This is a genomic window from Mesorhizobium sp. LNJC405B00, assembly GCF_000502615.1.
Taxonomy (GTDB): Bacteria; Pseudomonadota; Alphaproteobacteria; order Rhizobiales; family Rhizobiaceae; genus Mesorhizobium.
This window is the reverse complement of sequence record NZ_AYWC01000007.1, coordinates 262570-285395: the sequence shown is the minus strand read 5'-3', so window position 1 is coordinate 285395 and position 22826 is coordinate 262570. Positions and strand designations below refer to the sequence as shown.

Below are 22826 nucleotides of genomic sequence, written 5' to 3'. Positions count from 1 at the left end.
AGTCCAACAAACCACCAGACAAACCGTGACCTGCCGAATCCCACAAAAATCAGAGACGGCTCGTCGGATCGTCGGCTGAATGCCGCGAAGCATCCGAAATCAAAGTCGGTATAACACTACCGGCAGTTTGGATTTGGAATCCAAAAAAAGCCCCGACCGTTAGCGGAAGCAACGGCGGGGCTGTTCTTTTGCGAGGAAGTCGTCGGCGCAGGCTTTCTCTCCCGTATAGTAGCTGGGAGAAGGGGCTACCGGCGCGGCGGCTTGATCCCACCCGTGCCGACATCGACAGTGATGCTGCCGGAAATCCTGACATCGGTGTCGCCGATCTTGAACGTGCCGTTCTCGACGGCAGGCAGCGCGTCGTCCGGCTCCGGCTGCGGCGCGGGCTTGGCGATGCGGTAGTCGCCGGCCACGCCGGGCAGGGCGCCTTTCCGCGACGTGCTGGTGCTGCCCCCGGCAAAGGCCATGCTCGATGTCGCCGCCGTGATGGCAATGGCTATGGTCAGTCTGTTCAGGTGGTAGCGCATGGCAAGACTATAGTGCCGCGCTCAAGGCGAGGCCAGACCAGCGGCGTTGAAATTGAGGGAACACCGGCCTGCATTCAATCCGCCGATCAGGCCGCTGCCTGCTTGCGGGTGTCGAAGACGTGGTCGACGAGGCCCCAGTCCTTGGCCTCCTTCGCGGTCATGAAGAAATCGCGGTCGAGCGTGCGTTCGACCTCTTCGTGGGTGCGGCCGCAATGGTGAGCGTAGAGGTCGGCCATGTGCCGCTTGGTGCGCAAAATGCCTTCGGCATGGCGCTGGATGTCGGAGGCCTGGCCCTGGAAGCCGCCCAGAGGCTGGTGCAGCACGATGCTGGCATTGGGCAGCGCGATGCGCCGCCCCGGCGTTCCCGCCATCAGCAGGAAGGAGGCCATCGACGCGGCAAAGCCCATGCACACGGTCGACACCGGGCAGCTGACATATTGCATCGTGTCGTAGATGGCGAAACCGCTGGTCACCACGCCGCCCGGCGAGTTGATGTAGAGCGAGATCTCCTTGTCGGGATTGTCCGATTCCAGCGACAGGAGCTGGGCGCAGACCAGCGCCGACATGCCGTCATTGATCTCGCCATTGACGAAGATGATGCGCTCGCGCAGCAGCCGCGAGAAAATGTCGAAGGCACGTTCGCCGCGGCTCGATTGCTCGATCACCATCGGCACCAGATTGGCAAAGCCGCTCATCTCATTGTCTCCGTTTTGATTTTTCCGGGTCAGGCAGCGCGCAGCAACAGGCGTGGCGCGTTGGCGGCGACAGGCGGTTTGGGCTTGTATGCGCGCAGCCAGAGCCGGCAGCCGGCGCCGGCCATCGCGACCGCAGGCGTCAGGACAAACCCGTCATGGACGATGCGCAGATGCGTGCCGCCGGAAACGGTGCGGGCGAGTGTGAAGGTGACGATGCTCTCCAGCTCCTCGCGGTCGGCGTCGCCGGAACGCTCGCGCCAGGAATAGCGCAGCAGGCGCCCCGGTTCGGCAACGAGCACTTCGCACTCGATCGGCTTCTCAGGCCCGGCAAAGGCAAAGCGGCTGCCGGTTTCCGGATTGATGTCGTTCGGCATCATCCATTCCGCCAAGAGGTCCGGCACGGTCAGTGCCCGCCACACTTTTTCCGGTGCGTCCGGCAGATCGCATTCGAAGGCGAGGGCATCCTTGGCGGTCTGCGTCTGCTTTTCGTCGGTCATTGGTCCATGTCCTTCAAAACGGCCTTCAGTCTTTCGATGCGCTCCGGCCAGAATGCGCGGTAGCGTTCGATCCAGCCGAGCAGCGGCTCGAGCCCTTGCGGATCGGCGCGATAGTAGGCGTTGCGGCCGGCGCGTCTTTCGCTGACCAGGCCTGCGCCGCGCAGCACGGCAAGGTGCTGCGACACCGCCGGCTGCGACACGCTCATGCCGGTGCGCAACTCCGACACGCTCATCTCGCCGGAAGTCAGCCGCTCGTAGACGGCGCGTCGCGTCGGGTCGGCCAGGGCGCGAAAAATCTCTGCTTCGATCATGGCAAAGCATAAGTCGATACTTATCGATTTGGCAAGGGGTGTTTTGAATGCTGCGTATTGATTGGATCCTGCCGGGCCTCTAAGCCGTGGGGAACAAGATGGGCCGATCATCGCGAGGCAGGAGTAGTATTTATGAATTCCAACGTCGATCTTTCGTCCGCCGAGAACCTCAACGAGGCTCTGAGGCTCTATCGCCGCCTCGTACTCGGTATAGGAGCGATCGCCGTCATCGGTTTCGTGGCCGTGATCTTGTTGGCCAAGCTGGGTACGGCGCTATCGCCGCCATACGGGATTTACATCTTCGGCGAAGGATTGGGGACCTGGGGCCTGATCGCGGTGGTAGCGGCGCTCGTCGCTCAGGTGTGGTGGCACGGGCGCGCGATCGGGAAATTGCTGAATGACCCGGCTCTGAAATCTGAACCTGCAGTCGGGCTGATGTCGGCGCCAACCGTGATCGCACAGCGCGCCCATGGCATGGGCATGGAGTGGAGCGGCTTTTTCGGTCCGTTGCGGCCAGCTAAAAAACGGCGCTGACGACACCGCTTCTCGCCCCTGCGTGTCAGCTAAATCCACGCGCCCGCGTCGGCGATTGCTGCCATTCCTTGACAATCCGTGGTTAACAGTATAGGAACGAAAAGGGAACAAAAACCTTGTGGGAAAAGCCAGCCGCGGCAAGCCAGGATTGTGCGCGGCCTGTAAGGTGAACGACTTGAAATTTGTTTCGGATGAGCACGGAGAAGTGTCATGGCGGGTAGCGTCAACAAGGTCATTCTGGTCGGTAACCTCGGCGCGGACCCTGAAATCCGCCGCCTGAATTCCGGTGATCCGGTCGTCAACATCCGCATCGCCACGTCGGAAAGCTGGCGCGACAAGAACTCCGGCGAGCGCAAGGAAAAGACCGAATGGCACAACGTGGTCATTTTCAATGACCAGATCGCCAAGGTCGCCGAGCAGTACCTGAAGAAGGGCATGAAGGTTTACGTCGAAGGCCAGCTGCAGACACGCAAATGGCAAGACCAGACCGGCGCCGACAAGTACACGACCGAAGTCGTGCTGCAGAAATTCCGCGGCGAGCTGCAGATGCTCGATTCTCGCGGCGAGGGCGGCGGTCAGGTCGGCAACTATGCCGGCGGCGGCGGCGCGAGCCGTGGCTCGGATTTCGGCCAGTCTGGCCCCAATGAGAGCTTCAACCGCGGCGGCAATAGCGGTGGCGGCGGTTCCAAGGGCGGCGGTGGCGGCGGCTCGTCGCGCGAACTGGACGACGAAATCCCGTTCTGAGCTGACGATAGTCAGCGATATCTGAGGAGAGGGTGCGATGTCGCTCGGACCGCTTCTATCGGCGCGCCCTCCCATTCCATGGCACGCCTTCGCGGCCCTTGCCGCGCTGGCCGTTGGCACTACGCAACTGGCGCTGCCGAAAGGCACGACGCGTCATCGTGTCGTCGGCTATGCCTGGGCGGCGCTGATGATGGTCGTCGCCATCTCCAGTTTCTGGATCCAGCAGATACGCCTCGTCGGTCCGTTCAGCCCGATCCATCTCTTGTCGATTTTAGTGTTGATCGCCGTGCCGCTTGCGGTCTGGCACGCGCATATGCATCGGGTCGCCACACATCGCAGGGTCATGATATCGCTGTATGTTTTCGCCCTGATCGGCGCCGGCGTGTTCACGCTGCTGCCGGGGCGGATCATGCACACGGTCGTCTTCGGCCAGTGACGCTTTCTGAAGGAAGATTGCCGTGAAAGCACGGATCAAATGGGTCGAGGAGCGCACCTTCGTCGGCGAGTCCGGCAGCGGCCACAAGGTTGTGCTGGGAACCGCCTCCGGGCCGGAAGGCAAGACGCCGTGTCCGAGCCCGATGGAACTGGTGCTGATCGACACCGGCGGCTGCTCGGCCTATGATGTCGTCCACATCCTCGAAAAAGGCCGCGAGGCGATCGAGGACTGTGTTGTCGAACTCGACGCCGACCGAGCCGAAACCGACCCGAAAGTCTTCACCCGCATCCACATGCATTTCATCGTCACGGGCCACGCGCTGTCGCTCGACAAGGTCCAGCGCGCCATCAACCTGTCGATCGAGAAATACTGCTCGGCCTCGGCCATGCTGGCCAAGACGGCTGTCATCACCCACGATTTCGAGGTCGTCGATACGGCGGTGGAGCAGGGAGCAGGGAGCAGGGAGCAGGGAGCAGGGGCTGCCGTTCACCCCGCCATAAGCGCCTTGATGCCATCCGCGACGAACTGAACCGCAAGCGCGGCCAGAATGACGCCGAGCAGGCGGGTGAGGATCGAGCGGCCGGTCTGGCCGAGGATGCGGTCGATGCGCTCCGACAGCACGAACACCAGATAGGTGATGGCAAGGCAGACGAAGATGATGCCGACCAGCGCCGCTTGTGCTGCAAAACCCTGAAAAGAGCCCGACAGTAGCACAGTCGCCGAAATCGCACCGGGGCCGGCGATCAGCGGGATCGCCAGCGGGAAGGCCGCGATGTTGTGGATCATGTCCTTGGTGATGGCGACGTCGCCGATCTTCTCCTTGCGATCTTGGCGGCGCTCGAACACCATTTCGAAAGCGATGAAGAACAGCAAAAACCCGCCGGCGACGCGGAAAGCCGGCAGCGTGATGCCGAACACCGACAGGATGGACGCCCCCGCCACCGCAAACAGCGCCATCACCAGGAAGCCGATGATCGAGGCGCGCACCGAAACCTGCTGACGTTCCTCGCGGTTCATGCCGCGTGTCACCGCGAGGAAGAGCGGCGCGAGACCTGGCGGGTCGATGGTCACCAGAATGGTGACGAAGGCGTTGAACAGGCTGTCGAAACTCGGCATCGCTGACCCCTCCCGCCGGGCCGGACCCCTGCGCCACCATAGTGGTAGAGCAAAGCCCGACCGGTGGGAACCGTCTGACATGGCGATACCGGAGACGGCGTCAGTGTTAGGCGGCAGCGTTGCAATAGGCCTCCAGGCGATAGCCGTCGGCATCGACGACGAAGGCAGCGTAATAGTTCTCGCCATATTCGGCGCGCAGGCCCGGCGCGCCATTGTCGCTGCCGCCTGCACGCAAGGCGGCGGCATGGAAGGCAACGACACTCTGCCTAGTCGGCGCGGTAAAGCAGAAATGCAGACCGGACTTCTCGTCCGATGACACTGGCCGCTCCGCGTCGTTCACCCACAGCGCCACGGTTTGCGCACCATAACCCAGTGACCCTGGCGACTGGCTGAGGCAGGAATAACCGAGCGGCTTTAGCGCGGCATCGTAGAAGGGCTTCGAAAAATTGGTGTCGCGGACGTCGATCGAGACATGGTCAAGCATGTTTTTTCACCTTTTTTGCAATATGTTGCGTCATCAGTTCCTGGGCGACGCGGCGCGCCAGGAACTCGACTTCGAGACGCCATGTCTTGCCATCGTCGTGCGAACGCTCGCCGAGCCAGCGGAAGCTGTCCTTGGTGATGCGCGAAAAGCTCCAGCGGACCGAGGAACCAGTGCCGTCGGCGCCGACCTGCACAATTGTGTCGCCTTCGGCGCGACCAAGCTGGCGGCTGTAGTATTGGTTTCGCGGGTCGCTCCAGAAGATGTGCCAGGCATCCGAGCCGGGATCATAGGCCCGCAGCGTTGTGCCATAGAAAGTCCATTTGCCGAGCGAGGGCGAGGGGCCGGCATCCCGCGCGGGCAGGATCCATACATCCTGGATCGCCCTGCCTTCCAGGACCCAGCCGAAATGCACCTCGCCGCGTCCGGTGAGAACCGTGCCGTCCTCGAGATGGCGCGTGGCATCGAATGTCCAGGCGCCGACGAAGCGGCCGTAGAGATCCAGCTTTTCAGCCAGGCCGGGATTGGGGCCGTCGCTGTGGAGCGCTTCGGCAAAGGAGGATGTACCGATCATACTTGCTGCCTTCGTTATGTCAGGAGGCTGCAAGCGATAGGCCCCGACCGGCTGTCGCGCTTGGGAAAAATTGCTATCTTTCAAGCCATGACGACGAGCGAACAAAACCTGGCATCGGGGCAGGGTTGGTATGTCTGTGACGTGCTGTGCACGGCCGGCGCCGGCGACCGCCCGTTCGAGGAGGCGCACGACACCTTCTGCGTTGCCGCTGTCACCAGCGGCACCTTCCGCTACCGCACCAGGCAAGGCGCCGCCATGCTGGCGCCGGGCGCGATCCTGCTCGGCAATGTCGGCGCCTGCTATGAATGCGGGCATGAGCATGGCGCCGGCGACCGTTGCCTGTCCTTCCACTTCGCTCCGGCCTATCTCGACCGCATCGCCAGCGACGTGCCCGGCGCGAGCAAGCTCGCCTTCGGCGTGCCGCATATGCCGCCTTTGCCGGCGCTGGCATCGCTGCTGGCAGAGGCGGAAGCGGCGCGCGAGATGGTCGACATCGACGCCTTTGAAGAGCTTGGCCTGCGAATTGCCGGCGCAGCACTAGCAGTTGCCGGCGCAGCACTGCCCGTCGCCAGCGATGCGGTGCCTGGCGTTCGACCGCCGAGCCGCCGCGACCAGAAACGGGTTGCCGAGGCGGTGCGGCAGATCGAGCTCAATGCCGACAGGCCGGTCTCGCTTTCCGAGCTTGCCTGCGCGACGGCGACCAGCCCGTGTCATTTCCTGCGCACTTTCCGGCAGGTCGCCGGCATGACGCCCTATCAGTTTCTGCTGAGAACCCGGCTGCACCGCGCGGCGGTGCGGCTACGCATGTCAGGCGATGCCATCTCGGCAATCGCCTTCGAGGCCGGTTTCAACGATTTGTCGACGTTCAACCGCCGTTTCCGGCGCGTCATGGGTGAGACGCCTGGCCACTATCGCGCCCGGCGGGTGGCTACCCGCTGACGCGTCTGTCTGCCTCCAGATAAGCTCTTGGCTTGGAAAACTGTCCTTCGCAGGCTTTTGCCCCTGCCGGCGGCGAATGCGTATGGCCAAATCGTCGCAATCAGAGGTATCCATTTGAATTTGCCACTGAAATCCTCATTGGAAAAGCACCACGAATATTGGAGTTTCGGCCGTGCTTCCTATATAAGCGGTCAGTGATTCCTGATTAGATTGTGATCCGATTTGACCGACCAAAAACCCCCGCGCGGCGCCGACGGCGGCCCCACCGGCATCGAGCCCATCTCCATCATCGAGGAGATGCAGAGCTCGTACCTCTCTTACGCCATGAGCGTCATCGTCAGCCGTGCGCTGCCCGATGTGCGCGACGGCCTGAAGCCGGTGCACCGCCGCATTCTCTATGCGGCGCATGAGAGCGGCTATCACTGGAACCGCAAATATGTGAAGTCGGCCCGCCCGGTCGCCGACGTGATGGGTAAATACCATCCGCATGGCGACGCCTCGATCTACGACGCCTTGGTGCGCATGGCGCAGGACTGGTCGCTGCGCGTTCCGCTGATCGACGGGCAGGGTAATTTCGGCTCCATCGACGGCGATCCGCCGGCGGCGATGCGCTACACCGAATCGCGGCTGACCAAGGTCGCGCATGAACTCTTGGAGGACATCGACAAGGAAACCGTCGATTTCCAGGAGACTTATGACGCATCCGACACCGAACCGAAGGTGCTGCCGGCCCGCTTCCCCAATCTTCTGGTCAACGGTTCCGGCGGCATCGCCGTCGGCATGGCCACCAACATCCCGCCGCACAATCTGGCCGAGATCTGCAACGGCGCCATCGCCATCATCGACAATCCGGCGATCGATTTGCCGGCGCTGATGGAGATCATTCCGGGTCCCGATTTCCCGACCGGCGGCATCGTGCTCGGCCGTTCCGGCATCTACAGCGCCTATGCGACTGGCCGTGGCAAATCCGAGCGGGTGATCACCTCGACCCAGNGTTCCGGCATCTACAGCGCCTATGCGACTGGCCGTGGCTCCATCGTCATGCGCGGCAAGGTCAATGTCGAACAGCGCGGAAACGACCGTGAATCGATCATCATCACGGAAGTCCCGTACCAGGTGAACAAGGCCTCGATGATCGAGAAAATGGCCGAGCTGGTGCGCGACAAGCGCATCGAAGGCATTTCCGACATTCGCGACGAAAGCGACCGCCAGGGCTACCGCGTCGTCATCGAGCTGAAGCGCGACGCTGTCGCCGACGTCATTCTCAACCAGCTTTACCGCTTCACGCCGCTGCAGACCTCCTTCGGCGCCAATATGGTGGCGCTGAACGGCGGCAAGCCGGAAGTGATGAACCTGACCGACATGCTGAAGGCGTTTGTCAGCTTCCGCGAAGAGGTGATTAGCCGGCGCACGAAATTCCTGCTGCGCAAGGCGCGCGACCGCGCCCACGTGCTGGTCGGCCTCGCCATCGCCGTCGCCAACATCGACGAAGTGATCAAGCTGATCCGCACCGCGCCCGATCCGCAGACGGCGCGCGAGCAGTTGATGGAGCGACGCTGGCCCTCCGGGGACGTGGAGTCATTGATTCTGCTTATCGACGATCCGCGCCATCGCATCAATGAGGATGGCACCTACAACCTCTCCGAGGAACAGGCGCGCGCAATCCTCGAACTGCGCCTGCAGCGCCTGACCGCGCTCGGCCGTGACGAAATCGCCGACGAGCTGAACACCATCGGCGACGAGATCAAGGATTACCTCGACATTCTGTCGTCCCGCGCCCGCATCCAACAGATCGTCAAGGACGAGCTTGCCGCCGTGCGCGACGAGTTCGGCACGCCGCGCCGCACCGAGCTCACCGACGGCGGCGCCGACATGGAAGACGAGGACCTGATCCAGCGCGAGGACATGGTCGTCACCGTCAGCCATTCCGGCTACATCAAGCGCGTGCCGCTGTCGCTCTACCGGGCGCAACGCCGCGGCGGCAAGGGCCGCTCCGGTATGTCGACCAAGGAAGAGGATTTCGTCACCCGACTGTTTGTGGCCAACACGCATACGCCGGTGCTGTTCTTCTCCTCGCGCGGCATCGTCTACAAGGAAAAGGTCTGGCGGCTGCCAATCGGCAATCCGCAGTCGCGCGGCAAGGCGCTGATCAACATGCTGCCGCTGGAGCAGGGCGAGCGCATCACCACCATCATGCCGCTGCCCGAGGACGAGACCAGCTGGGGCGAACTCGACGTCATGTTCGCCACCACGCGCGGCACCGTGCGCCGCAACAAGCTGTCCGAATTCGTCCAGGTCAACCGCAACGGCAAGATCGCCATGAAGCTGGAGGAGGAGGGCGACGAGATCCTCGGCGTCGAGACCTGCACAGACAATGACGATGTGCTTTTGACCGCCAGCTCCGGCCAGTGCATCCGCTTCCGCGTTGGCGATGTGCGCGTCTTCCAGAGCCGCAATTCGGTCGGCGTGCGCGGCATAAGTATGGCCGAGACCGACCGCATCATCTCCATGTCGGTGATCGAGCATGTCGATGCTTCACCGGCGGAACGCTCCGCCTACCTCAAGCGGGCAGCACTGGAGCGGCGGCTTGCCGCCGAGGTGACCGGCGAGGAAGAAGAGATTGCACTCACCAATGAGGAGATTGGCGAGGAGACCGAGCTTTCCGACAGCCGTTACGAAGAGCTCAAGGCGCATGAGCAGTATGTGCTGACGGTGACCGAATATGGCTACGGCAAGCGCTCGTCATCCTACGATTTCCGCCTGACCGGACGCGGCGGCAAAGGCATCCGCGCCACCGACGTGTCGAAGGTGGCCGAGATCGGCCAGCTGGTGGCGACTTTCCCGGTCGGCAATGACGACCAGATCATGCTGGTTTCGGATGGCGGCACGGTCATCCGGGTGCCGGTCAACGGTATCCGTTTCGCCAGCCGCGCCACCAAGGGCGTGACCATCTTCAACACCGCCGAAGGCGAGAAGGTGGTTTCGGTCGAACGGATTTCGGAGCCGCAGGCCGACGAGGATGTCGAAGAGGGTGTCATTGAGGCCGGCGCCGGAGATGCCGTACCGGACAGCACCGAATAGGTTTGAGCAACAACGCCGGCCCGATGGGCCGGCGCAAACAAGAAACTAGCAATAAATCAGGGGCGACGGTGGGGCCAGCGAGCGCCGAAACCTTCGAACCGCTTTGTGCGGACACGGACGCGCTCTGCCTCGCTATGCAATCCGAATGCGGTGGCGATCAGCATGGCGACGGTCATTGCGGTGGCGAGCATGTAGATCAGCATGTGCGTGTTCTCCTGCGCCTATCCAACGGTTAGATCGGGTTTTGGTTTCATCTTCCGAAGTGCAAACTAGCGAACGCGGCGTGAAGTCCGCGTGATCAAGGCATTCATCTGTCGTTCATGTCTGCGAAAAGGTTCACGCAGATGTTCCCAATCGCATTTGCCTTCCGCCCAATGCCCCGCTAGAAGCACCTCCCATGACCGATCGCATCGCCCTTTATGCCGGCTCCTTCGACCCGCTGACCAACGGCCATCTCGATGTGCTGAAGGCATCGCTGGCTGTCGCCGACACGGTATATGCGGCGATCGGCACCCATCCCGGCAAGACGCCGCTGTTTTCCTTCGACGAACGGGTGAAGCTGATCGAGGCCGCGACGAACGCCGAATTCGGCCGCGACGGAGCCCGGATCAAGGTCGTCGCCTTTGACGGGCTGGTCATCGACGCGGCCCGCAAGCATGGCGCCTCGATCATGATCCGCGGCCTGCGCGACGGCACCGATCTCGATTACGAGATGCAGATGGCCGGCATGAACGAGACCATGGCGCCGGAACTGCAGACGGTTTTTCTGCCCGCCAGTCCATCGGTACGCACCATTACCGCCACACTTGTGCGCCAGATAGCCTCGATGGGCGGAGACATCCGTCCCTTCGTACCGGCCGCCGTTGCCGGCGCGCTCACCGCCAAATTCGCGAAATAGTGCATGTCGCCCAAAAGTGGATGCCGGTTTTGGGGCAACGACATGCACCCTAACAAAGACCTTCGGAGATCCCTTATGCAGCTGAAAAAGCTCGCCTCGTTCCTCGTCGTGCTTGCCGGTCTCGTGACCGCATCCGTTTCGGCCTTCGCCGCCGAACCGGAAAACACCATGGTCATCACCTTGAAGAACGGCGACGTCACCGTCGCGCTACGCCCCGACCTGGCACCCAAGCATGTCGCCCAGATCAAGAAGCTGGTGCGCGAAGGCGCTTATAACGATGTCGCATTCCACCGCGTCATCAACGGCTTTATGGCGCAGACCGGCGACGTCAAGTTCGGCAACATGAAGAAGGGGTTCAGCCCCGAGGCCGTCGGCACCGGCGGTTCAGACCTGCCCGACCTGCCGGCGGAATTCTCGCAGAGCGAACATTTTAAGCGCGGCACGCTCGGTATGGCCCGTTCGCAGGACCCGAACTCCGCCAATTCGCAGTTCTTCATCATGTTCGCGCCGGCGCCGAACCTCGATGGCCAGTACACCATCGTCGGCAATGTCGTCAGCGGCATAGAGCTGGTGGACAAGATCAAGAAGGGCAACGAGGCGGACAATGGCACGGTCAGTGAGCCCGACCGCATGATCAAGGTACGCATCGCCGCCGACAAGTAAACCTATCAAATCATTCTGTTTTCTGAGATAAAGGATATCCGACATGGCTGAGATCAAGGACCGCGAAAACGCGCTCATCCTGGAAACGACCAAGGGCAAGGTCGTCATTGAACTGTTCCCCGACCTGGCCCCGGGCCACGTCGCCCGGATCAAGGAACTGGCCCGCGAAGGCGCCTATGACGGCGTGGTTTTCCACCGCGTCATCGAAGGCTTCATGGCGCAGACCGGTGACGTCAAGTTCGGCAATTCGACCAAGCCCACTTTTGCCCCCTCCCGCGCGGGCATGGGCGGCTCGGAAAAGCCGGACCTGAAGGCTGAGTTCTCCAACGCCAACCATGGTCGCGGCACCTGCTCGATGGCCCGTTCGCAGAACCCGAACTCGGCCAATTCGCAGTTCTTCATCTGCTTCGACGATGCCGCTTTCCTCAACCGCCAGTACACGGTCTGGGGCCAGGTCATCGAAGGCATGGACAATGTCGACAAGATCAAGCGCGGCGAGCCGGTGGTCGATCCCGACAAGATCGTGTCGCTGAAGGTCGCGGCCGACGTCAAGTAAGGACAAACGACGATGATGGGCGTGGTCTGGTCGCTGCTCGGCATCCTGTCCGGCGCCTTCATCGCCATTCAGGCACCGATCAACTCGCAGCTGGCGCGCGGCCTGGGGCTCCCGGTCGCGGCGGCGGCGTTTTCGTTCCTGTCGGGTGCGGTTGTGCTCGGCATCATCTCCGTCGCCGTTGTGCGGCTGCAGGACATCTCGCTCGACTGGAAGGCGCCGGCGCCCTGGCTGTTCATCGCCGGCGGCATGCTCGGCGGTTTCTATGTCACGCTCTCGACCATTCTTACGCCGCGCATTGGTGCAGCCGCGCTGATGGCGTTCCTGGTTGCCGGCCAGTTGCTGGCCGGCATGCTGATCGACCGCGTCGGCTTCCTCGGCGTGGCGGTGCGCGAGATTTCGCTCGGCCGCATCGCCGGCGCGGTGCTGCTCTTGGCCGGAGCGCTGCTCGTTCGGCTCTACTGATGCGCGTCGACCTCTTCGACTTCGACTTGCCGGAGGAGCGTATCGCGCTTCGCCCGGCCGAGCCGCGCGACAGTGCTAGAATGCTGGTGGTCAGGTCGGGCGAGGCGCTTTCGGACCGCACGGTTGGCGACCTGCCGTCCTTGCTCAATGCCGGCGACGTGCTGGTCTTCAACGACACCAAGGTCATTCCTGCCCAGTTGAGAGGCATCAGGCGGCGCGGCGAAGCGCAGGCGCAGGTCGACGCCACGCTGCATATGCGCATGGCGCCTGACCGCTGGCTGGCCTTCATGCGGCCGGGCAAGCGCGTCGCCGCCGGCGACCGCATCCATTTCGGCCATGACGGCAATTCCTGTTTTCTCGGCCAACTCGACGCCACGGTGATCGAGAAGGGCGACGCCGGCGAGGCGTTGCTCGGCTTCGACCTCTCCGGCCCATTTCTCGACGAAGCGCTGCGCGCCGTCGGCCACATCCCGCTGCCCCCCTATATCGCCTCCAAGCGCGACGACGACGCACGCGACCTGACGGATTACCAGACAATCTATGCCAAGGAGGAGGGCGCAGTCGCTGCCCCCACCGCAGGCCTGCATTTTACGCCGGAGCTGTTTGCCGCGCTGGATGCAAAAGGCATCGAACGCCGCTTCGTGACCTTGCATGTCGGCGCCGGCACCTTCCTGCCGGTCAAGGCGGACGACACCGCTGACCACAAGATGCATGCCGAGACCGGCTCGGTCAGCGAAGCAACAGCCGACGCTCTGAATGGCGCCAAGGCGCGGGGCGGGCGCATCATCGCTGTCGGCACGACCTCGCTGCGCCTGCTGGAGAGCGCGGCACGGCCTGATAGCTCGCTGACCGCCTGGTCCGGCCCGACCGACATCTTCATCACGCCGGGCTATCGGTTCAAGACCGCCGACCTGCTGATGACCAATTTCCATCTGCCGCGTTCGACGCTGTTCATGCTGGTTTCGGCCTTCAGCGGCCTAGATACGATGCGTGCGGCCTATGCTCATGCCATCGGGAACGATTACAGGTTCTATTCCTACGGAGATGCAAGCCTGCTTTATCGAGCGGAGATGAGCGATGGACGATGACCTGCAGGCCTTTGATCGCGAAAGCCTGATCGCCGAAGTGAAGAAATTAGATCGGAAGAGCACACGTCTGNGCCGGCATTCGCCAGCATCGAGATTCTACCGGCCATGATTTATGCTGGCATCATCCCAACCTGTGGGACCTGCTGCCGGAAAAGACCGATCCATCGATTGCCGTGCCGCCATGGCCGAAATTCATGCGCGGCTGCATCCAATACCGCCAGTCGCTCGACAGGCAGGCGCCAGGCGCGCCTGTCCATGACAAGGAATTCAATGGCTGAGACATTCACCTTCAAGATCCTCGCCACCGACGGCAAGGCGCGGCGCGGTTCCATCACCATGCCGCGCGGCGAAATCCGCACGCCGGCCTTCATGCCGGTCGGCACCGGCGGCACGGTCAAGGCCATGTATATGGACCAGGTGCGCGGCGTCGGCGCCGACATCATCCTGGGCAATACCTATCATCTGATGCTGCGCCCTGGCGCCGAGCGCGTGGCGCGGCTTGGTGGGTTGCATGAATTCGCCCGCTGGCCGCAGCCGATCCTGACCGACAGTGGCGGTTTTCAGGTCATGTCGCTGTCGAAGCTCAGAAAATTGACCGAGAAGGGCGTCACCTTTCGCTCGCACATTGACGGCGCTGCCTACGAGATGTCGCCGGAGCGCTCGATCGAGATCCAGGGCCTGCTCGATTCCGACATCCAGATGCAGCTCGACGAATGCACAGCGCTGCCGGCCGACCTCAAGCAGATCGAGCGCGCGATGGAGCTGTCGCTGCGCTGGGCCGAGCGCTGCAAGACAGCGTTCGGCGATCAGCCCGGCAAGGCGATGTTCGGCATCGTCCAGGGTGGCGACAACGCAGCTCTCAGGGTGCGTTCGGCGCAGGCGCTGAGCGCGATGGAGCTGAAGGGCTATGCGGTCGGCGGCCTGGCCGTCGGCGAACCGCAAGCGGTGATGCTGGATATGCTGGAGATCACCTGTCCGGAATTGCCTGACGACAAGCCTCGATATCTCATGGGCGTCGGCACGCCGGACGACATCGTGAAATCGGTGGCGCGCGGCATCGACATGTTCGACTGCGTCATGCCGACCCGCGCCGGCCGCCATGGCCTGGCCTATACCAGGCGCGGCAAGGTCAATCTCAGGAATGCCCGCCACGCGGACGATCCGCGGCCGCTGGATGAGGAGAGCGACTGCCCGGCCGCACGCGACTATTCACGCGCCTATCTGCACCATCTCGTGCGCTCGCAGGAGGCGCTGGGGGCGATGCTTCTGACCTGGAACAACCTGTCCTACTATCAGAAGCTGATGCAGGACATTCGCGCCGCGATCGAGGCCCGGGCCTTTGAGGCGCGCACGGCTGAGATTTCCGAGGCATGGGCGAGGGGTGATATTCCGGTGCTGTAGCCGGGCCTCAGGTACTGAGCGAATTCGCTGCGCGCAAGCTGCAGCCGGTGATCTGAAAGCTGCCGTCGGGCTGCTGTTCCAGCGTGTAGACCGCCTCATAGTCCTTGCCGTCGGGTCCGACGATCAGCACTTGCTGGATTATCGAAGTTGGCCCCATCTGCTCGACCTTGCCGAAGGAATAGCTCTGCGGCTGGCGCACCGGCGGATAGCCGTTGGTCACCATGTTCATGAAGGTGTCGACGGTCGGAAAGATGCGCTTCACATTTGGAGCGGCGAAACTGTACGCCTTGGCGCCATCATTGGCGATGAGCGCCTTCAACTGACCATCGATGACGGCCTGGCCGGCCTTGACTTCGGCGTCGCCGGCAAGGGCTGCCGACACGAACAACGCGAACAGCAATGAAACGACTGCGAATGCGATGCGGCGCATGGCCTGTCTCCATTGTCCTCAACAAAACCTGTCCCAGGACGCATCATACCATACGCTTGGCGGAGCCTCACGGTTTCAGCAACCGCAATATTTGCCACGCAAGTGCCACAAGATCATGCTTAAGCCTCCTTTAACGCGGGGCGCGCATCGTAGGGACGGGTGGGGACCCGTTCGCGCAACCAGGGACGACCATGTTCAAGCAGCCGATCGACCGGCGCCTTTTGCTGAAGGGCGCGGCAAGCCTCGCAGTTTTGGCTCCCTTGCCCGCCTGGGCAAGCACTGGGCCGACCGTCACGGAAGTCGCCTTCGACCCCGCCATTCCAGCGCTCGGCAACCCCGATGGCGATGTCACCATCGCCGAATTCGTCGACTATCAGTGCCCGATCTGCAAGCTCGTTTTCGTCGAGCTGAAGAAGTTGATGGAAGAGGACAGCGGCATTCGGCTTGTGATGAAGGACTGGCCGATCTTCGGCGACGTGTCGCGCGACGCGGCGCGGGTGACGCTGCTGAGCGGCGAACAATATGCCGCGGCGGTCGATGCGCTGATGACCAACCAGCGCGGCCTTTCGGAACGCCGCACCAACGACATCCTTTCTTCCGTCGGTGTCGATGTGGCGATGGTGCGTGCCGACCTCGCCATCCGTGAACCCGACATCGACGCTGCCCTTGTCCGCACCGAAGCCCAGGCGACGGCTTTCAAGCTGCGCGGCACGCCAGCCCTGGTCATCGGCGGCAACTTGTATCGGCGCGGCATGCCGGTGTCCGAACTGAGACAAGCCGTCGCCAAGGCGCGCTCGGCCTGATGCTTGAAAGCCGGGCGGCAGTCTGCCACAAGGGCCGCTTGTGTGCTGAAGCTTGATCGGGACCGGCAATGAAGACGTTTTTCATGCAGATAAAGTGCGATCTGGGCAAGTCCTATGAGGTCGCCAGCGCGCTCGCCGATGCCGAAATCGCCTCGGAAATCTACTCGACCGCCGGCAATTACGACCTGCTTGCCAAATTCTACGTCGACGACGAGGAAGATGTCGGCCACTTCGTCAACGAGAAGGTGCAGATTATTCCCGGAATCAAGGACACCTTCACGGTCGTCACTTTCCGCGCTTTCTAAAGCAATTCCAGGAAAAAAATGTGAAGCGGTTTTCCGTCCGGAATTGCGTCAAAGCAAAAAGCCATGGCAGGTCGCCGTTTCCATGAAACGGTGAACTGCTAGAGCGCATCAGGCACTTGCCCGGCGACAAGGCAGAGCCTGATTAAGGTCCTGTTCCGACTGCCCGAATTTTGGGCAGTCGGAACATACTGATCGCCGATATCCTCCAAATCACCGATTGCGCTTGATTTTCTCCCGCGACGCCAGTGAAATGGCGTCACAGGGGAGTATGCGATTGGCAGCGTTCGATGAAATGCTTCCGGAAGTTTCCGGGCTTAGACAACCGTATACGGCTTACGACCGCTGGCTGAAGGAGCAGGACCCGGCCAGGCTTACCGAAAAGATGCAGGACGCCGAGCGCGTCTTCCGCAAGACCGGCATTACCTTCGCCGTCTATGGCGAGCAGGAAGCCTCCGAGCGGCTGATCCCCTTCGACATCGTGCCGCGCATCATCTCCGGCAATGAATGGCGAAGGCTGACGCAAGGCATCGAGCAGCGCGTGCAGGCGCTGAACGCTTTCCTCGACGACATTTACCACCGCCAGGAAATCCTGCGCGCCGGCCGCGTGCCGAGGGAGCTGATCGCCAGGAACGAGGCGTTCCTGCCGGAAATGATCGGAGTGCGGCCACCGGCCGGCGTCTACACCCACATTATCGGCGTCGATATCGTCCGCATCTCGGAGAACGAGTTCTACGTGCTGGAGGACAATGCGCGCACGCCGTCGGGGGTCTCCTACATGCTGGAGAACCGCGAGACGATGATGCAGCTCTTTCCCGAACTGTTCCAGCAGATCAAGGTGCGGCCGGTGGAGAATTATCCGCAATTGCTGCGCCAGTCGCTGGCGGCAGTGCGGCCGCAAAGCACCAAGGGCGCACCGACCATTGCCGTGCTGACGCCGGGCAGCTTCAACTCCGCCTATTTCGAACATGCCTTCCTCGCCGACCAGATGGGCGTGCAACTGGTCGAAGGCCAGGATCTGCGCGTTGTAGACGGCCACGTCGCTATGCGCACGACCGAAGGCTACAAGCAGATCGACGTGCTTTACCGGCGCGTCGACGATTCCTTCCTCGATCCGCTGACCTTCCGGCCGGACTCGGCCCTTGGCGTGCCCGGCATCATGGACGTCTACCGCGCCGGCAACATCACCATCGCCAACGCGCCGGGAACCGGCATCGCCGACGACAAGGCGATTTATTCCTACATGCCCGACATCGTCGAGTTCTACACCGGCCGCAAAGCCATCCTCGGCAACATCCCGACCTGGCGCTGCTCGGAGCCCGACAGTCTGAAATACGTGCTCGAACACATCCATGAGCTGGTCATCAAGGAAGTGCACGGCTCCGGCGGCTACGGCATGCTGGTGGGGCCGGCTGCGACCAAGAAGGAATGCCAGGATTTCGCCAAGAAGCTGCAGGCGAAGCCTTCCAACTACATCGCCCAGCCGACGCTGGCGCTGTCGACCTGCCCGATCCTGACAGAAAAAGGCCTGTCGCCGCGCCATGTCGACTTGCGACCCTATGTTCTGGTCTCCGACCGAATCCAGATCGTGCCCGGCGGCTTGACGCGGGTGGCGCTGAAGGAGGGGTCGTTGGTCGTGAATTCCTCGCAAGGCGGCGGGACGAAGGATACGTGGGTGTTGGACGATTAGGTAGGCAGTAGGCAGTAGGCAGTAGGCAGTAGGCAGTAGGCAGTAGAGGGACAAGAAATGCCATATTCCACAGAGATTCAAATGCTTACTAATCCCTACTCACTATTCCCTACTCACTAGCCCGAAGGGTCTTGCCATGCTTCTCGGCCGCACCGCCAACGGGCTCTACTGGATGAACCGTTATATCGAGCGGGCGGAAAACATGGCGCGTCTGGTCGATGCCGGCCTTCGCATGGCGCTGACCCGCACCCAGAGCGCGTCGGAAGAGTGGAATTCGGTGCTGCTCAGCGCCGGCTCCGACGTCACCTTCACGCAGAAATACAAGGACTACACCGCCGCCAATGTCGCCGACTTCCTGCTGCGCGACACCTCGAACCCGTCGAGCACGATGTCGGCGATCGAGACCGCTCGCAACAATGCCCGCATGGTGCGCACCGCGCTGACGCGCGAGACCTGGGAGAGCATCAACGAAGCCTGGATGGCCCTGAAGCGCATGCTGGCAAAGCCGATCGACGAGCGCGACCTGCCGAGTGTGCTCGACGCCATCAAACGCGAGACGGCGCTGATCCGCGGCTCGTTCTACGGCACGATGCTGCGCAACGAGATCTTCGACTTCTCACAACTCGGCACCTATGTCGAGCGGGCCGACAACACGGCACGCATCCTCGACGTGAAATACTACGTGCTGCTGCCGTCGATCTCCTGGGTCGGCTCGAGCCTCGACAACTACCAATGGGAGTCGATCCTGCGCTCGGTGTCGGCGCACCGTTCCTATCGCTGGGTCTATGAGGCCGACTACAAACCCACCAACATTGCCGACTATCTGATCCTCAATGTGCGCATGCCGCGTTCGCTGACCTTCTGTTATCGTTTTCTTGCCGAGCATCTGAAGTTCCTCGGCGACGACTATGGCGACCGTCATGCCTGCCACGCCACCGTCGACAGGACACAGGCGATGCTGCAGGCAGGGTCGATCAAGGACATATTCGACGCCGGCCTGCACGAATTCCTGGCCAGGTTCATTCAAGACAACACCAAGCTTGGCGAAGAGATCGCACAAGATTACCGGTTCAATTGAGCATGATCGCGAACCGGAGGGCCGCGCTAGCGACAAGTGGGACCCGGTTTTCGGATAAGATCATGCTTACAAACGGAAAATAGGCATGCGGCTCAAGATCACCCACCGTACCGAATACCGCTACGACGCGCCGGTGCACTATCTGTTGCAGCGGCTACGCCTGTTACCGGTCAGTGGCCCGACGCAGACCGTGCTGTCCTGGGCGCTGAAGATCGAGGGCGCGCGCGAGGAAGTCCGCTTTAACGACCATTTCGGCAACGATAACAGGCTGTTGAGCGTCGAGGGCGAGCGCGACTTCATCACCGTCGAGGCCTCCGGCGAGGTTGTCACGCGCGACACAGCGGGCGTCTCGGGTCCGCATCACGGCTTTGCGCCGCTGTGGCTGTTCAGCCAGGAGACAGCTTTGACCATCCCCGGCGAGGGCATAAGCGAGCTTGCCGCGGCGGTCGGCAAAGGTACCGACATCGAAAGGCTGCATCGGCTGATGGCGCTGATCGTCGAGCGCGTCGCCTACACGCCGGGCACCACCAGCGTGACGACCCCGGCGGAAGAGGCATTGGCGCTGAAGACCGGCGTTTGCCAGGATCACAGCCACATCTTTGTCACCGCAGCCCGCGTCATGGGTTTTCCGGCCCGCTATGTCAGTGGCTATCTGATGATGGATGCGGCCATCGAGCAGGCGGCAAGCCATGCCTGGGCCGAAGCCCATGTTCAGGGTCTCGGCTGGGTCGCCTTCGACGCCGCCAACGGCATTTCCCCCGATGAACGCTATGTCAGGGTAGCCACCGGCCGTGATTATCGCGACGCCTCGCCGGTGTCGGGAATTCGACTGGGACAGGCGGAGGAACAGCTTGCAGTCACCGTCACGGTAGAGCAGTAGTCTCCGGCAAGATTGCTGCCTGAAGAGATTCCATGACTTATTGCGTCGGCCTCAAGTTCGATCGTGGGCTCGTGTTCATGTCGGACACGCGCACCAATGCAGGGATGGATTCGATCTCCACTTTCAAGAAGATGCATGTCTGGGAAGAGCCAGGCGAGCGCGTCATCGTACTGATGTCGGCCGGCAATCTGGCTACGACGCAGGCCGTGGTCAGCCTGCTCGACGAGCGCACCAAGGCGGTGGCGGAACGCCACGCGACGCTGCTCGAGACCCCATCCATGTACCAGACGGTGCGGCTGGTCGGCGACACCGTCAAGGAAGTCATCGCCAGCTCGTCGCCTGCCGGCGAAAAGGCGGATTCCTATTTCAACGCCTCCTTCATCCTCGGCGGCCAGATCAAGGGCAGCCCGCCACGGCTGTTCATGATCTATCCCGAGGGCAATTTCATCGAATCGACCGACGACACGCCGTTCTTCCAGATCGGCGAGACCAAATACGGCAAGCCGATCATCATCCGTGCCTATGAAAGGACGATGAGCCTGGCTGAAACGGTCAAGCTCTTGCTGGTATCGTTCGATTCGACGCTGAAATCGAACCTGTCCGTCGGCCTGCCTCTCGACCTGCTGTTCCTGGAGGAGGACACGTTCACGGTGGGTTTGAAAAAGCGCATCGGCCAGGACGATCGATATTATCGTGCTATTTCCGAAGGCTGGTCGAACGCGTTGAAGACGGCCTTTGCCAGCCTGCCGGATTTTCCGGGGTAGCGCGGGAACCTTCGTGGCGGTTGCCTGTCTCTATTTAACATGTTAATCAAATTCAAACGGCTGGCTGATCGGCGCGTCGGGAGGATCCATGGACAACGAGCAATTCCGCGACTGGTCGAGGCGCGCCGCCGACTGGGGCGCTGATTACCGCGCCGGCCTTCGCGATCGGCCCGTGCGACCTGCCATAGCGCCGGGCGAGATCTTCAGGAGCATCGAAGCTTCTCCGCCGGAGGCCGCGGAATCGATGGAGACGATCTTCGCCGATTTCGAAGCCAAGATCGTGCCCGGCATGACGCATTGGCAGCATCCGCGTTTCTTTGCTTATTTCCCGGCCAATGCAGCACCCGTCTCGGTGGTGGCCGAATATCTGGTCTCTGCGATGGCCGCGCAGTGCATGCTGTGGCAGACTTCGCCGGCGGCGACAGAGCTTGAGACGCGCATCGTCGACTGGATGCGCCAGGCGCTCGGCCTGCCCGAAGGCTTTTCCGGCGTGATCCAGGACTCCGCATCATCGGCGACGCTGGCCGCCGTGTTGACCATGCGCGAGCGCACGCTCGACTGGCAGGGCAACAAGAAGGGTCTTTCAGGGCAGGGCAGGCTGCGCGTCTATTCCTCCGACCAGGTGCACACCTCGATCGACCGCGCCATCTGGGTCGCCGGCATTGGCGAGGAAAACCTCGTCCGCATTCCCGTCGCCGGCACCTACCGCGCCATGGATACCGCGGCTTTGGAAGCGGCGATTGTTGCCGACCGCGCGGCCGGCCTATTGCCGGCCGGCATCATCGCGTGCGTCGGCGGCACCAGCACCGGCGGCACCGACGACATCGCTGAAGTGGCCGCGGTGGCCAAACGCCAGGGGCTCTATCTGCATATCGACGCCGCCTGGGCCGGATCGGCGATGATCTGTCCGGAATACCGGCATTTCTGGACCGGTGTCGAGGGCGCGGACTCGATCGTCTTCAACCCGCACAAATGGCTGGGCGCGCAATTCGACTGCTCGATCCAGTTCGTCCGCCAGCCGGAGGATCTCGTGCGCACGCTGGCGATCAAGCCGGACTATCTGAAAACTCGCGGCCATGACGGCATCATCAACTACTCCGAATGGTCGGTGCCTCTCGGCCGTCGCTTCCGGGCGCTGAAGCTGTGGTTCCTGCTGCGCGCCCATGGCCTCGAGGCGCTGCGCACCATGATCCGCAATCACGTCGCCTGGAGCGAAGGCATAGCAGCGCGCCTGGCCGAGGAGGAGGATTTCGAGCTCGCCAGCCAGCCGATGCTGTCGCTGTTCTCGTTCCGGCATCGCGCCGCATCCGGCGCTGACTGCGACGAGCACAATCTGCGTCTGGTCGACGCCATCAACAATGACGGCCGTATCTACCTGACGCAGACGCGTGTCGATGGGCGGGTCGCCATCCGCTTCCAGGCAGGCCAGTTCGAGACAACCGCGGCCGATGTCGATACCGCCTTCACTGTCATCTGCGAGTGTGCAAGATCCCCGAAGGACTGACAGGGATTGCCCGGGTGGTTGCCGCCGCCGGGGCAAGCCAGCAAGGACCTGCGAGCAAGCATATGACCGGAAGGGCTGAAGGGGTTAGCCAGAATCTGACGGGCGTCTGGAGCGGGCGCTATTTCTATCCGCGCGAACTGCCGCCGGTTTCCTTCGTTGCAACGCTGATCGAGACGGCAACCAGCTTGACGGGCATGACCCACGAACCGGCGGCGACCAGCACGGCAAGATACGCAAGCCTGCAGGGGCAGCGAGAGGGCAACGCCGTCTCCTTTACCAAGACATACGACAAGGCCCAATTGAAGGCGCACCCGATTCACTACAGCGGCATCATCAACGGTGATGCAACCTAGATCAAAGGCACTTGGCGAA

The 22826-nt window shown here is 62.3% G+C and carries 28 protein-coding genes and 2 pseudogenes; 21 read left to right on the top strand and 9 right to left on the bottom strand.

What is annotated here, in order from left to right; genetic code table 11:
* Positions 1-245: 245 nt before the first annotated feature.
* From X756_RS149930 to X756_RS149945, 4 genes are all read right to left on the bottom strand, one after another.
* Positions 246-467 (bottom strand): hypothetical protein, encoded by a 222-nt coding sequence (locus tag X756_RS149930; RefSeq protein WP_245261915.1) that lies wholly within the window; start codon positions 465-467, stop codon positions 246-248.
* Between the two features lie 146 nt (positions 468-613).
* Positions 614-1222: an ATP-dependent Clp protease proteolytic subunit gene (locus X756_RS149935; RefSeq protein ID WP_023684630.1), complete on the bottom strand. Its 609-nt coding sequence runs from the start codon at positions 1220-1222 to the stop codon at positions 614-616.
* Between the two features lie 29 nt (positions 1223-1251).
* Positions 1252-1719 carry an SRPBCC domain-containing protein gene (locus X756_RS149940; RefSeq protein ID WP_023730164.1) on the bottom strand — a complete coding sequence of 156 codons (468 nt, stop codon included), beginning with the start codon at positions 1717-1719 and terminating at the stop codon, positions 1252-1254.
* Entirely contained in the window at positions 1716-2030 is a 315-nt protein-coding gene (locus X756_RS149945) for a metalloregulator ArsR/SmtB family transcription factor (protein WP_023670944.1), read from the bottom strand. Before X756_RS149945 ends, X756_RS149940 begins: the two co-directional genes overlap by 4 nt.
* 132 nt (positions 2031-2162) lie before the next feature.
* Between X756_RS149945 and X756_RS149950 the strand changes: the two genes are divergently transcribed.
* From X756_RS149950 to X756_RS149965, 4 genes and pseudogenes are all read left to right on the top strand, one after another.
* A complete protein-coding gene (locus X756_RS149950; RefSeq protein ID WP_023730163.1) occupies positions 2163-2564 on the top strand; it encodes a hypothetical protein in 402 nt (133 codons plus the stop codon).
* Between the two features lie 210 nt (positions 2565-2774).
* Positions 2775-3308, top strand: coding sequence for a single-stranded DNA-binding protein (ssb, locus tag X756_RS149955; protein ID WP_023670946.1), 534 nt, complete (start codon positions 2775-2777; stop codon positions 3306-3308).
* 37 nt (positions 3309-3345) lie between these two features.
* Positions 3346-3744, top strand: a complete 399-nt coding sequence (locus X756_RS149960; protein WP_023730162.1) for a DUF2306 domain-containing protein — start codon at positions 3346-3348, stop codon at positions 3742-3744.
* 22 nt (positions 3745-3766) lie between these two features.
* Positions 3767-4189 (top strand): annotated as a pseudogene (locus tag X756_RS149965) (OsmC family protein); the annotation flags it as partial.
* 41 nt (positions 4190-4230) lie between these two features.
* On the opposite strand, the gene X756_RS149970 reads toward X756_RS149965, so the two are convergent.
* The 3 genes from X756_RS149970 to X756_RS149980 all read right to left on the bottom strand — a co-directional run bounded on the left by X756_RS149970 (position 4231) and on the right by X756_RS149980 (position 5915).
* Complete coding sequence (locus X756_RS149970; RefSeq protein ID WP_023670949.1) at positions 4231-4860, bottom strand: MarC family protein; 630 nt, start codon at positions 4858-4860, stop codon at positions 4231-4233.
* Positions 4861-4966: 106 nt separating this feature from the next.
* Positions 4967-5344, bottom strand: a complete 378-nt coding sequence (locus X756_RS149975; protein WP_023730160.1) for a VOC family protein — start codon at positions 5342-5344, stop codon at positions 4967-4969.
* Positions 5337-5915, bottom strand: a complete 579-nt coding sequence (locus X756_RS149980) for a hypothetical protein (RefSeq protein WP_023730159.1) — start codon at positions 5913-5915, stop codon at positions 5337-5339. Before X756_RS149980 ends, X756_RS149975 begins: the two co-directional genes overlap by 8 nt.
* 87 nt (positions 5916-6002) lie before the next feature.
* Here X756_RS149980 and X756_RS149985 point away from each other — a divergent pair, with 87 nt between their 5' ends.
* Both X756_RS149985 and X756_RS149990 read left to right on the top strand, forming a co-directional pair.
* A complete protein-coding gene (locus tag X756_RS149985) occupies positions 6003-6854 on the top strand; it encodes an AraC family transcriptional regulator (protein WP_023730158.1) in 852 nt (283 codons plus the stop codon).
* A gap of 222 nt (positions 6855-7076) precedes the next feature.
* The gene (locus X756_RS149990; RefSeq protein WP_023730157.1) at positions 7077-9935 is read left to right on the top strand and encodes a DNA gyrase subunit A; all 2859 of its coding nucleotides are present in this window, start codon (positions 7077-7079) and stop codon (positions 9933-9935) included.
* A 56-nt stretch (positions 9936-9991) separates the two neighbouring features.
* Here X756_RS149990 and X756_RS1000000167560 read toward each other — a convergent pair whose 3' ends face one another.
* A complete protein-coding gene (locus X756_RS1000000167560; RefSeq protein WP_023670953.1) occupies positions 9992-10138 on the bottom strand; it encodes a hypothetical protein in 147 nt (48 codons plus the stop codon).
* Positions 10139-10332: 194 nt separating this feature from the next.
* Here X756_RS1000000167560 and coaD point away from each other — a divergent pair, with 194 nt between their 5' ends.
* The 7 genes and pseudogenes from coaD to tgt all read left to right on the top strand — a co-directional run bounded on the left by coaD (position 10333) and on the right by tgt (position 15003).
* The gene (gene coaD / locus X756_RS149995; RefSeq protein WP_023696507.1) at positions 10333-10833 is read left to right on the top strand and encodes a pantetheine-phosphate adenylyltransferase; all 501 of its coding nucleotides are present in this window, start codon (positions 10333-10335) and stop codon (positions 10831-10833) included.
* 168 nt (positions 10834-11001) lie between these two features.
* Complete coding sequence (locus tag X756_RS150000; RefSeq protein WP_245259922.1) at positions 11002-11496, top strand: peptidylprolyl isomerase; 495 nt, start codon at positions 11002-11004, stop codon at positions 11494-11496.
* 43 nt (positions 11497-11539) lie between these two features.
* Positions 11540-12052 (top strand): peptidylprolyl isomerase, encoded by a 513-nt coding sequence (locus tag X756_RS150005; protein ID WP_023730156.1) that lies wholly within the window; start codon positions 11540-11542, stop codon positions 12050-12052.
* A gap of 12 nt (positions 12053-12064) precedes the next feature.
* The gene (locus X756_RS150010; protein ID WP_023730155.1) at positions 12065-12514 is read left to right on the top strand and encodes a DMT family transporter; all 450 of its coding nucleotides are present in this window, start codon (positions 12065-12067) and stop codon (positions 12512-12514) included.
* A complete protein-coding gene (gene queA, locus X756_RS150015) occupies positions 12514-13602 on the top strand; it encodes a tRNA preQ1(34) S-adenosylmethionine ribosyltransferase-isomerase QueA (RefSeq protein ID WP_023730154.1) in 1089 nt (362 codons plus the stop codon). Before X756_RS150010 ends, queA begins: the two co-directional genes overlap by 1 nt.
* Positions 13592-13880: pseudogene (locus tag X756_RS1000000169910) on the top strand (hypothetical protein). The gene queA and the pseudogene X756_RS1000000169910 overlap by 11 nt, the downstream one beginning before the upstream one ends.
* Entirely contained in the window at positions 13873-15003 is a 1131-nt protein-coding gene (gene tgt, locus X756_RS150020) for a tRNA guanosine(34) transglycosylase Tgt (RefSeq protein WP_023726678.1), read from the top strand. Before X756_RS1000000169910 ends, tgt begins: the two are co-directional and overlap by 8 nt.
* Positions 15004-15010: 7 nt before the next feature.
* Here tgt and X756_RS150025 read toward each other — a convergent pair whose 3' ends face one another.
* Positions 15011-15433, bottom strand: coding sequence for a DUF4864 domain-containing protein (locus X756_RS150025; protein ID WP_023730151.1), 423 nt, complete (start codon positions 15431-15433; stop codon positions 15011-15013).
* A gap of 191 nt (positions 15434-15624) precedes the next feature.
* Here X756_RS150025 and X756_RS150030 point away from each other — a divergent pair, with 191 nt between their 5' ends.
* The 8 genes from X756_RS150030 to X756_RS01000000165615 all read left to right on the top strand — a co-directional run bounded on the left by X756_RS150030 (position 15625) and on the right by X756_RS01000000165615 (position 22807).
* On the top strand, positions 15625-16236 hold the full coding sequence (locus X756_RS150030) for a DsbA family protein (RefSeq protein ID WP_023730150.1): 612 nt from the start codon (positions 15625-15627) through the stop codon (positions 16234-16236).
* Between the two features lie 68 nt (positions 16237-16304).
* Entirely contained in the window at positions 16305-16541 is a 237-nt protein-coding gene (locus tag X756_RS150035; RefSeq protein WP_023670963.1) for an Lrp/AsnC family transcriptional regulator, read from the top strand.
* Positions 16542-16815: 274 nt separating this feature from the next.
* Complete coding sequence (locus X756_RS150040) at positions 16816-18228, top strand: circularly permuted type 2 ATP-grasp protein (RefSeq protein ID WP_023670964.1); 1413 nt, start codon at positions 16816-16818, stop codon at positions 18226-18228.
* A 136-nt stretch (positions 18229-18364) separates the two neighbouring features.
* Positions 18365-19306, top strand: a complete 942-nt coding sequence (locus X756_RS150045) for an alpha-E domain-containing protein (protein ID WP_023693403.1) — start codon at positions 18365-18367, stop codon at positions 19304-19306.
* A gap of 85 nt (positions 19307-19391) precedes the next feature.
* The gene (locus tag X756_RS150050) at positions 19392-20186 is read left to right on the top strand and encodes a transglutaminase family protein (RefSeq protein ID WP_023670966.1); all 795 of its coding nucleotides are present in this window, start codon (positions 19392-19394) and stop codon (positions 20184-20186) included.
* 32 nt (positions 20187-20218) lie between these two features.
* A complete protein-coding gene (locus tag X756_RS150055; RefSeq protein ID WP_023730149.1) occupies positions 20219-20950 on the top strand; it encodes a peptidase in 732 nt (243 codons plus the stop codon).
* 88 nt (positions 20951-21038) lie between these two features.
* Complete coding sequence (locus X756_RS150060) at positions 21039-22454, top strand: pyridoxal-dependent decarboxylase (RefSeq protein ID WP_023688617.1); 1416 nt, start codon at positions 21039-21041, stop codon at positions 22452-22454.
* Between the two features lie 14 nt (positions 22455-22468).
* A complete protein-coding gene (locus X756_RS01000000165615; protein WP_084569916.1) occupies positions 22469-22807 on the top strand; it encodes a hypothetical protein in 339 nt (112 codons plus the stop codon).
* Positions 22808-22826: the final 19 nt, after the last annotated feature.

Coding starts and splice junctions, on each gene's coding strand:
- X756_RS150000 (WP_245259922.1), top strand. CDS start 11,002: ATGGTCATCACCTTGAAGAACGGCGACGTCACCGTCGCGCTACGCCCC.
- coaD (WP_023696507.1), top strand. CDS start 10,333: ATGACCGATCGCATCGCCCTTTATGCCGGCTCCTTCGACCCGCTGACC.
- X756_RS149950 (WP_023730163.1), top strand. CDS start 2,163: ATGAATTCCAACGTCGATCTTTCGTCCGCCGAGAACCTCAACGAGGCT.
- X756_RS150055 (WP_023730149.1), top strand. CDS start 20,219: ATGACTTATTGCGTCGGCCTCAAGTTCGATCGTGGGCTCGTGTTCATG.
- X756_RS149940 (WP_023730164.1), bottom strand. CDS start 1,719: ATGACCGACGAAAAGCAGACGCAGACCGCCAAGGATGCCCTCGCCTTC.
- X756_RS150050 (WP_023670966.1), top strand. CDS start 19,392: ATGCGGCTCAAGATCACCCACCGTACCGAATACCGCTACGACGCGCCG.
- X756_RS150045 (WP_023693403.1), top strand. CDS start 18,365: ATGCTTCTCGGCCGCACCGCCAACGGGCTCTACTGGATGAACCGTTAT.
- X756_RS150030 (WP_023730150.1), top strand. CDS start 15,625: ATGTTCAAGCAGCCGATCGACCGGCGCCTTTTGCTGAAGGGCGCGGCA.
- X756_RS150010 (WP_023730155.1), top strand. CDS start 12,065: ATGATGGGCGTGGTCTGGTCGCTGCTCGGCATCCTGTCCGGCGCCTTC.
- X756_RS149945 (WP_023670944.1), bottom strand. CDS start 2,030: ATGATCGAAGCAGAGATTTTTCGCGCCCTGGCCGACCCGACGCGACGC.
- X756_RS149960 (WP_023730162.1), top strand. CDS start 3,346: ATGTCGCTCGGACCGCTTCTATCGGCGCGCCCTCCCATTCCATGGCAC.
- X756_RS149935 (WP_023684630.1), bottom strand. CDS start 1,222: ATGAGCGGCTTTGCCAATCTGGTGCCGATGGTGATCGAGCAATCGAGC.
- X756_RS149980 (WP_023730159.1), bottom strand. CDS start 5,915: ATGATCGGTACATCCTCCTTTGCCGAAGCGCTCCACAGCGACGGCCCC.
- X756_RS150060 (WP_023688617.1), top strand. CDS start 21,039: ATGGACAACGAGCAATTCCGCGACTGGTCGAGGCGCGCCGCCGACTGG.
- X756_RS149975 (WP_023730160.1), bottom strand. CDS start 5,344: ATGCTTGACCATGTCTCGATCGACGTCCGCGACACCAATTTTTCGAAG.
- X756_RS150005 (WP_023730156.1), top strand. CDS start 11,540: ATGGCTGAGATCAAGGACCGCGAAAACGCGCTCATCCTGGAAACGACC.
- X756_RS149930 (WP_245261915.1), bottom strand. CDS start 467: ATGGCCTTTGCCGGGGGCAGCACCAGCACGTCGCGGAAAGGCGCCCTG.
- X756_RS149970 (WP_023670949.1), bottom strand. CDS start 4,860: ATGCCGAGTTTCGACAGCCTGTTCAACGCCTTCGTCACCATTCTGGTG.
- tgt (WP_023726678.1), top strand. CDS start 13,873: ATGGCTGAGACATTCACCTTCAAGATCCTCGCCACCGACGGCAAGGCG.
- X756_RS149985 (WP_023730158.1), top strand. CDS start 6,003: ATGACGACGAGCGAACAAAACCTGGCATCGGGGCAGGGTTGGTATGTC.
- X756_RS1000000167560 (WP_023670953.1), bottom strand. CDS start 10,138: ATGCTGATCTACATGCTCGCCACCGCAATGACCGTCGCCATGCTGATC.
- queA (WP_023730154.1), top strand. CDS start 12,514: ATGCGCGTCGACCTCTTCGACTTCGACTTGCCGGAGGAGCGTATCGCG.
- X756_RS150025 (WP_023730151.1), bottom strand. CDS start 15,433: ATGCGCCGCATCGCATTCGCAGTCGTTTCATTGCTGTTCGCGTTGTTC.
- ssb (WP_023670946.1), top strand. CDS start 2,775: ATGGCGGGTAGCGTCAACAAGGTCATTCTGGTCGGTAACCTCGGCGCG.
- X756_RS150035 (WP_023670963.1), top strand. CDS start 16,305: ATGAAGACGTTTTTCATGCAGATAAAGTGCGATCTGGGCAAGTCCTAT.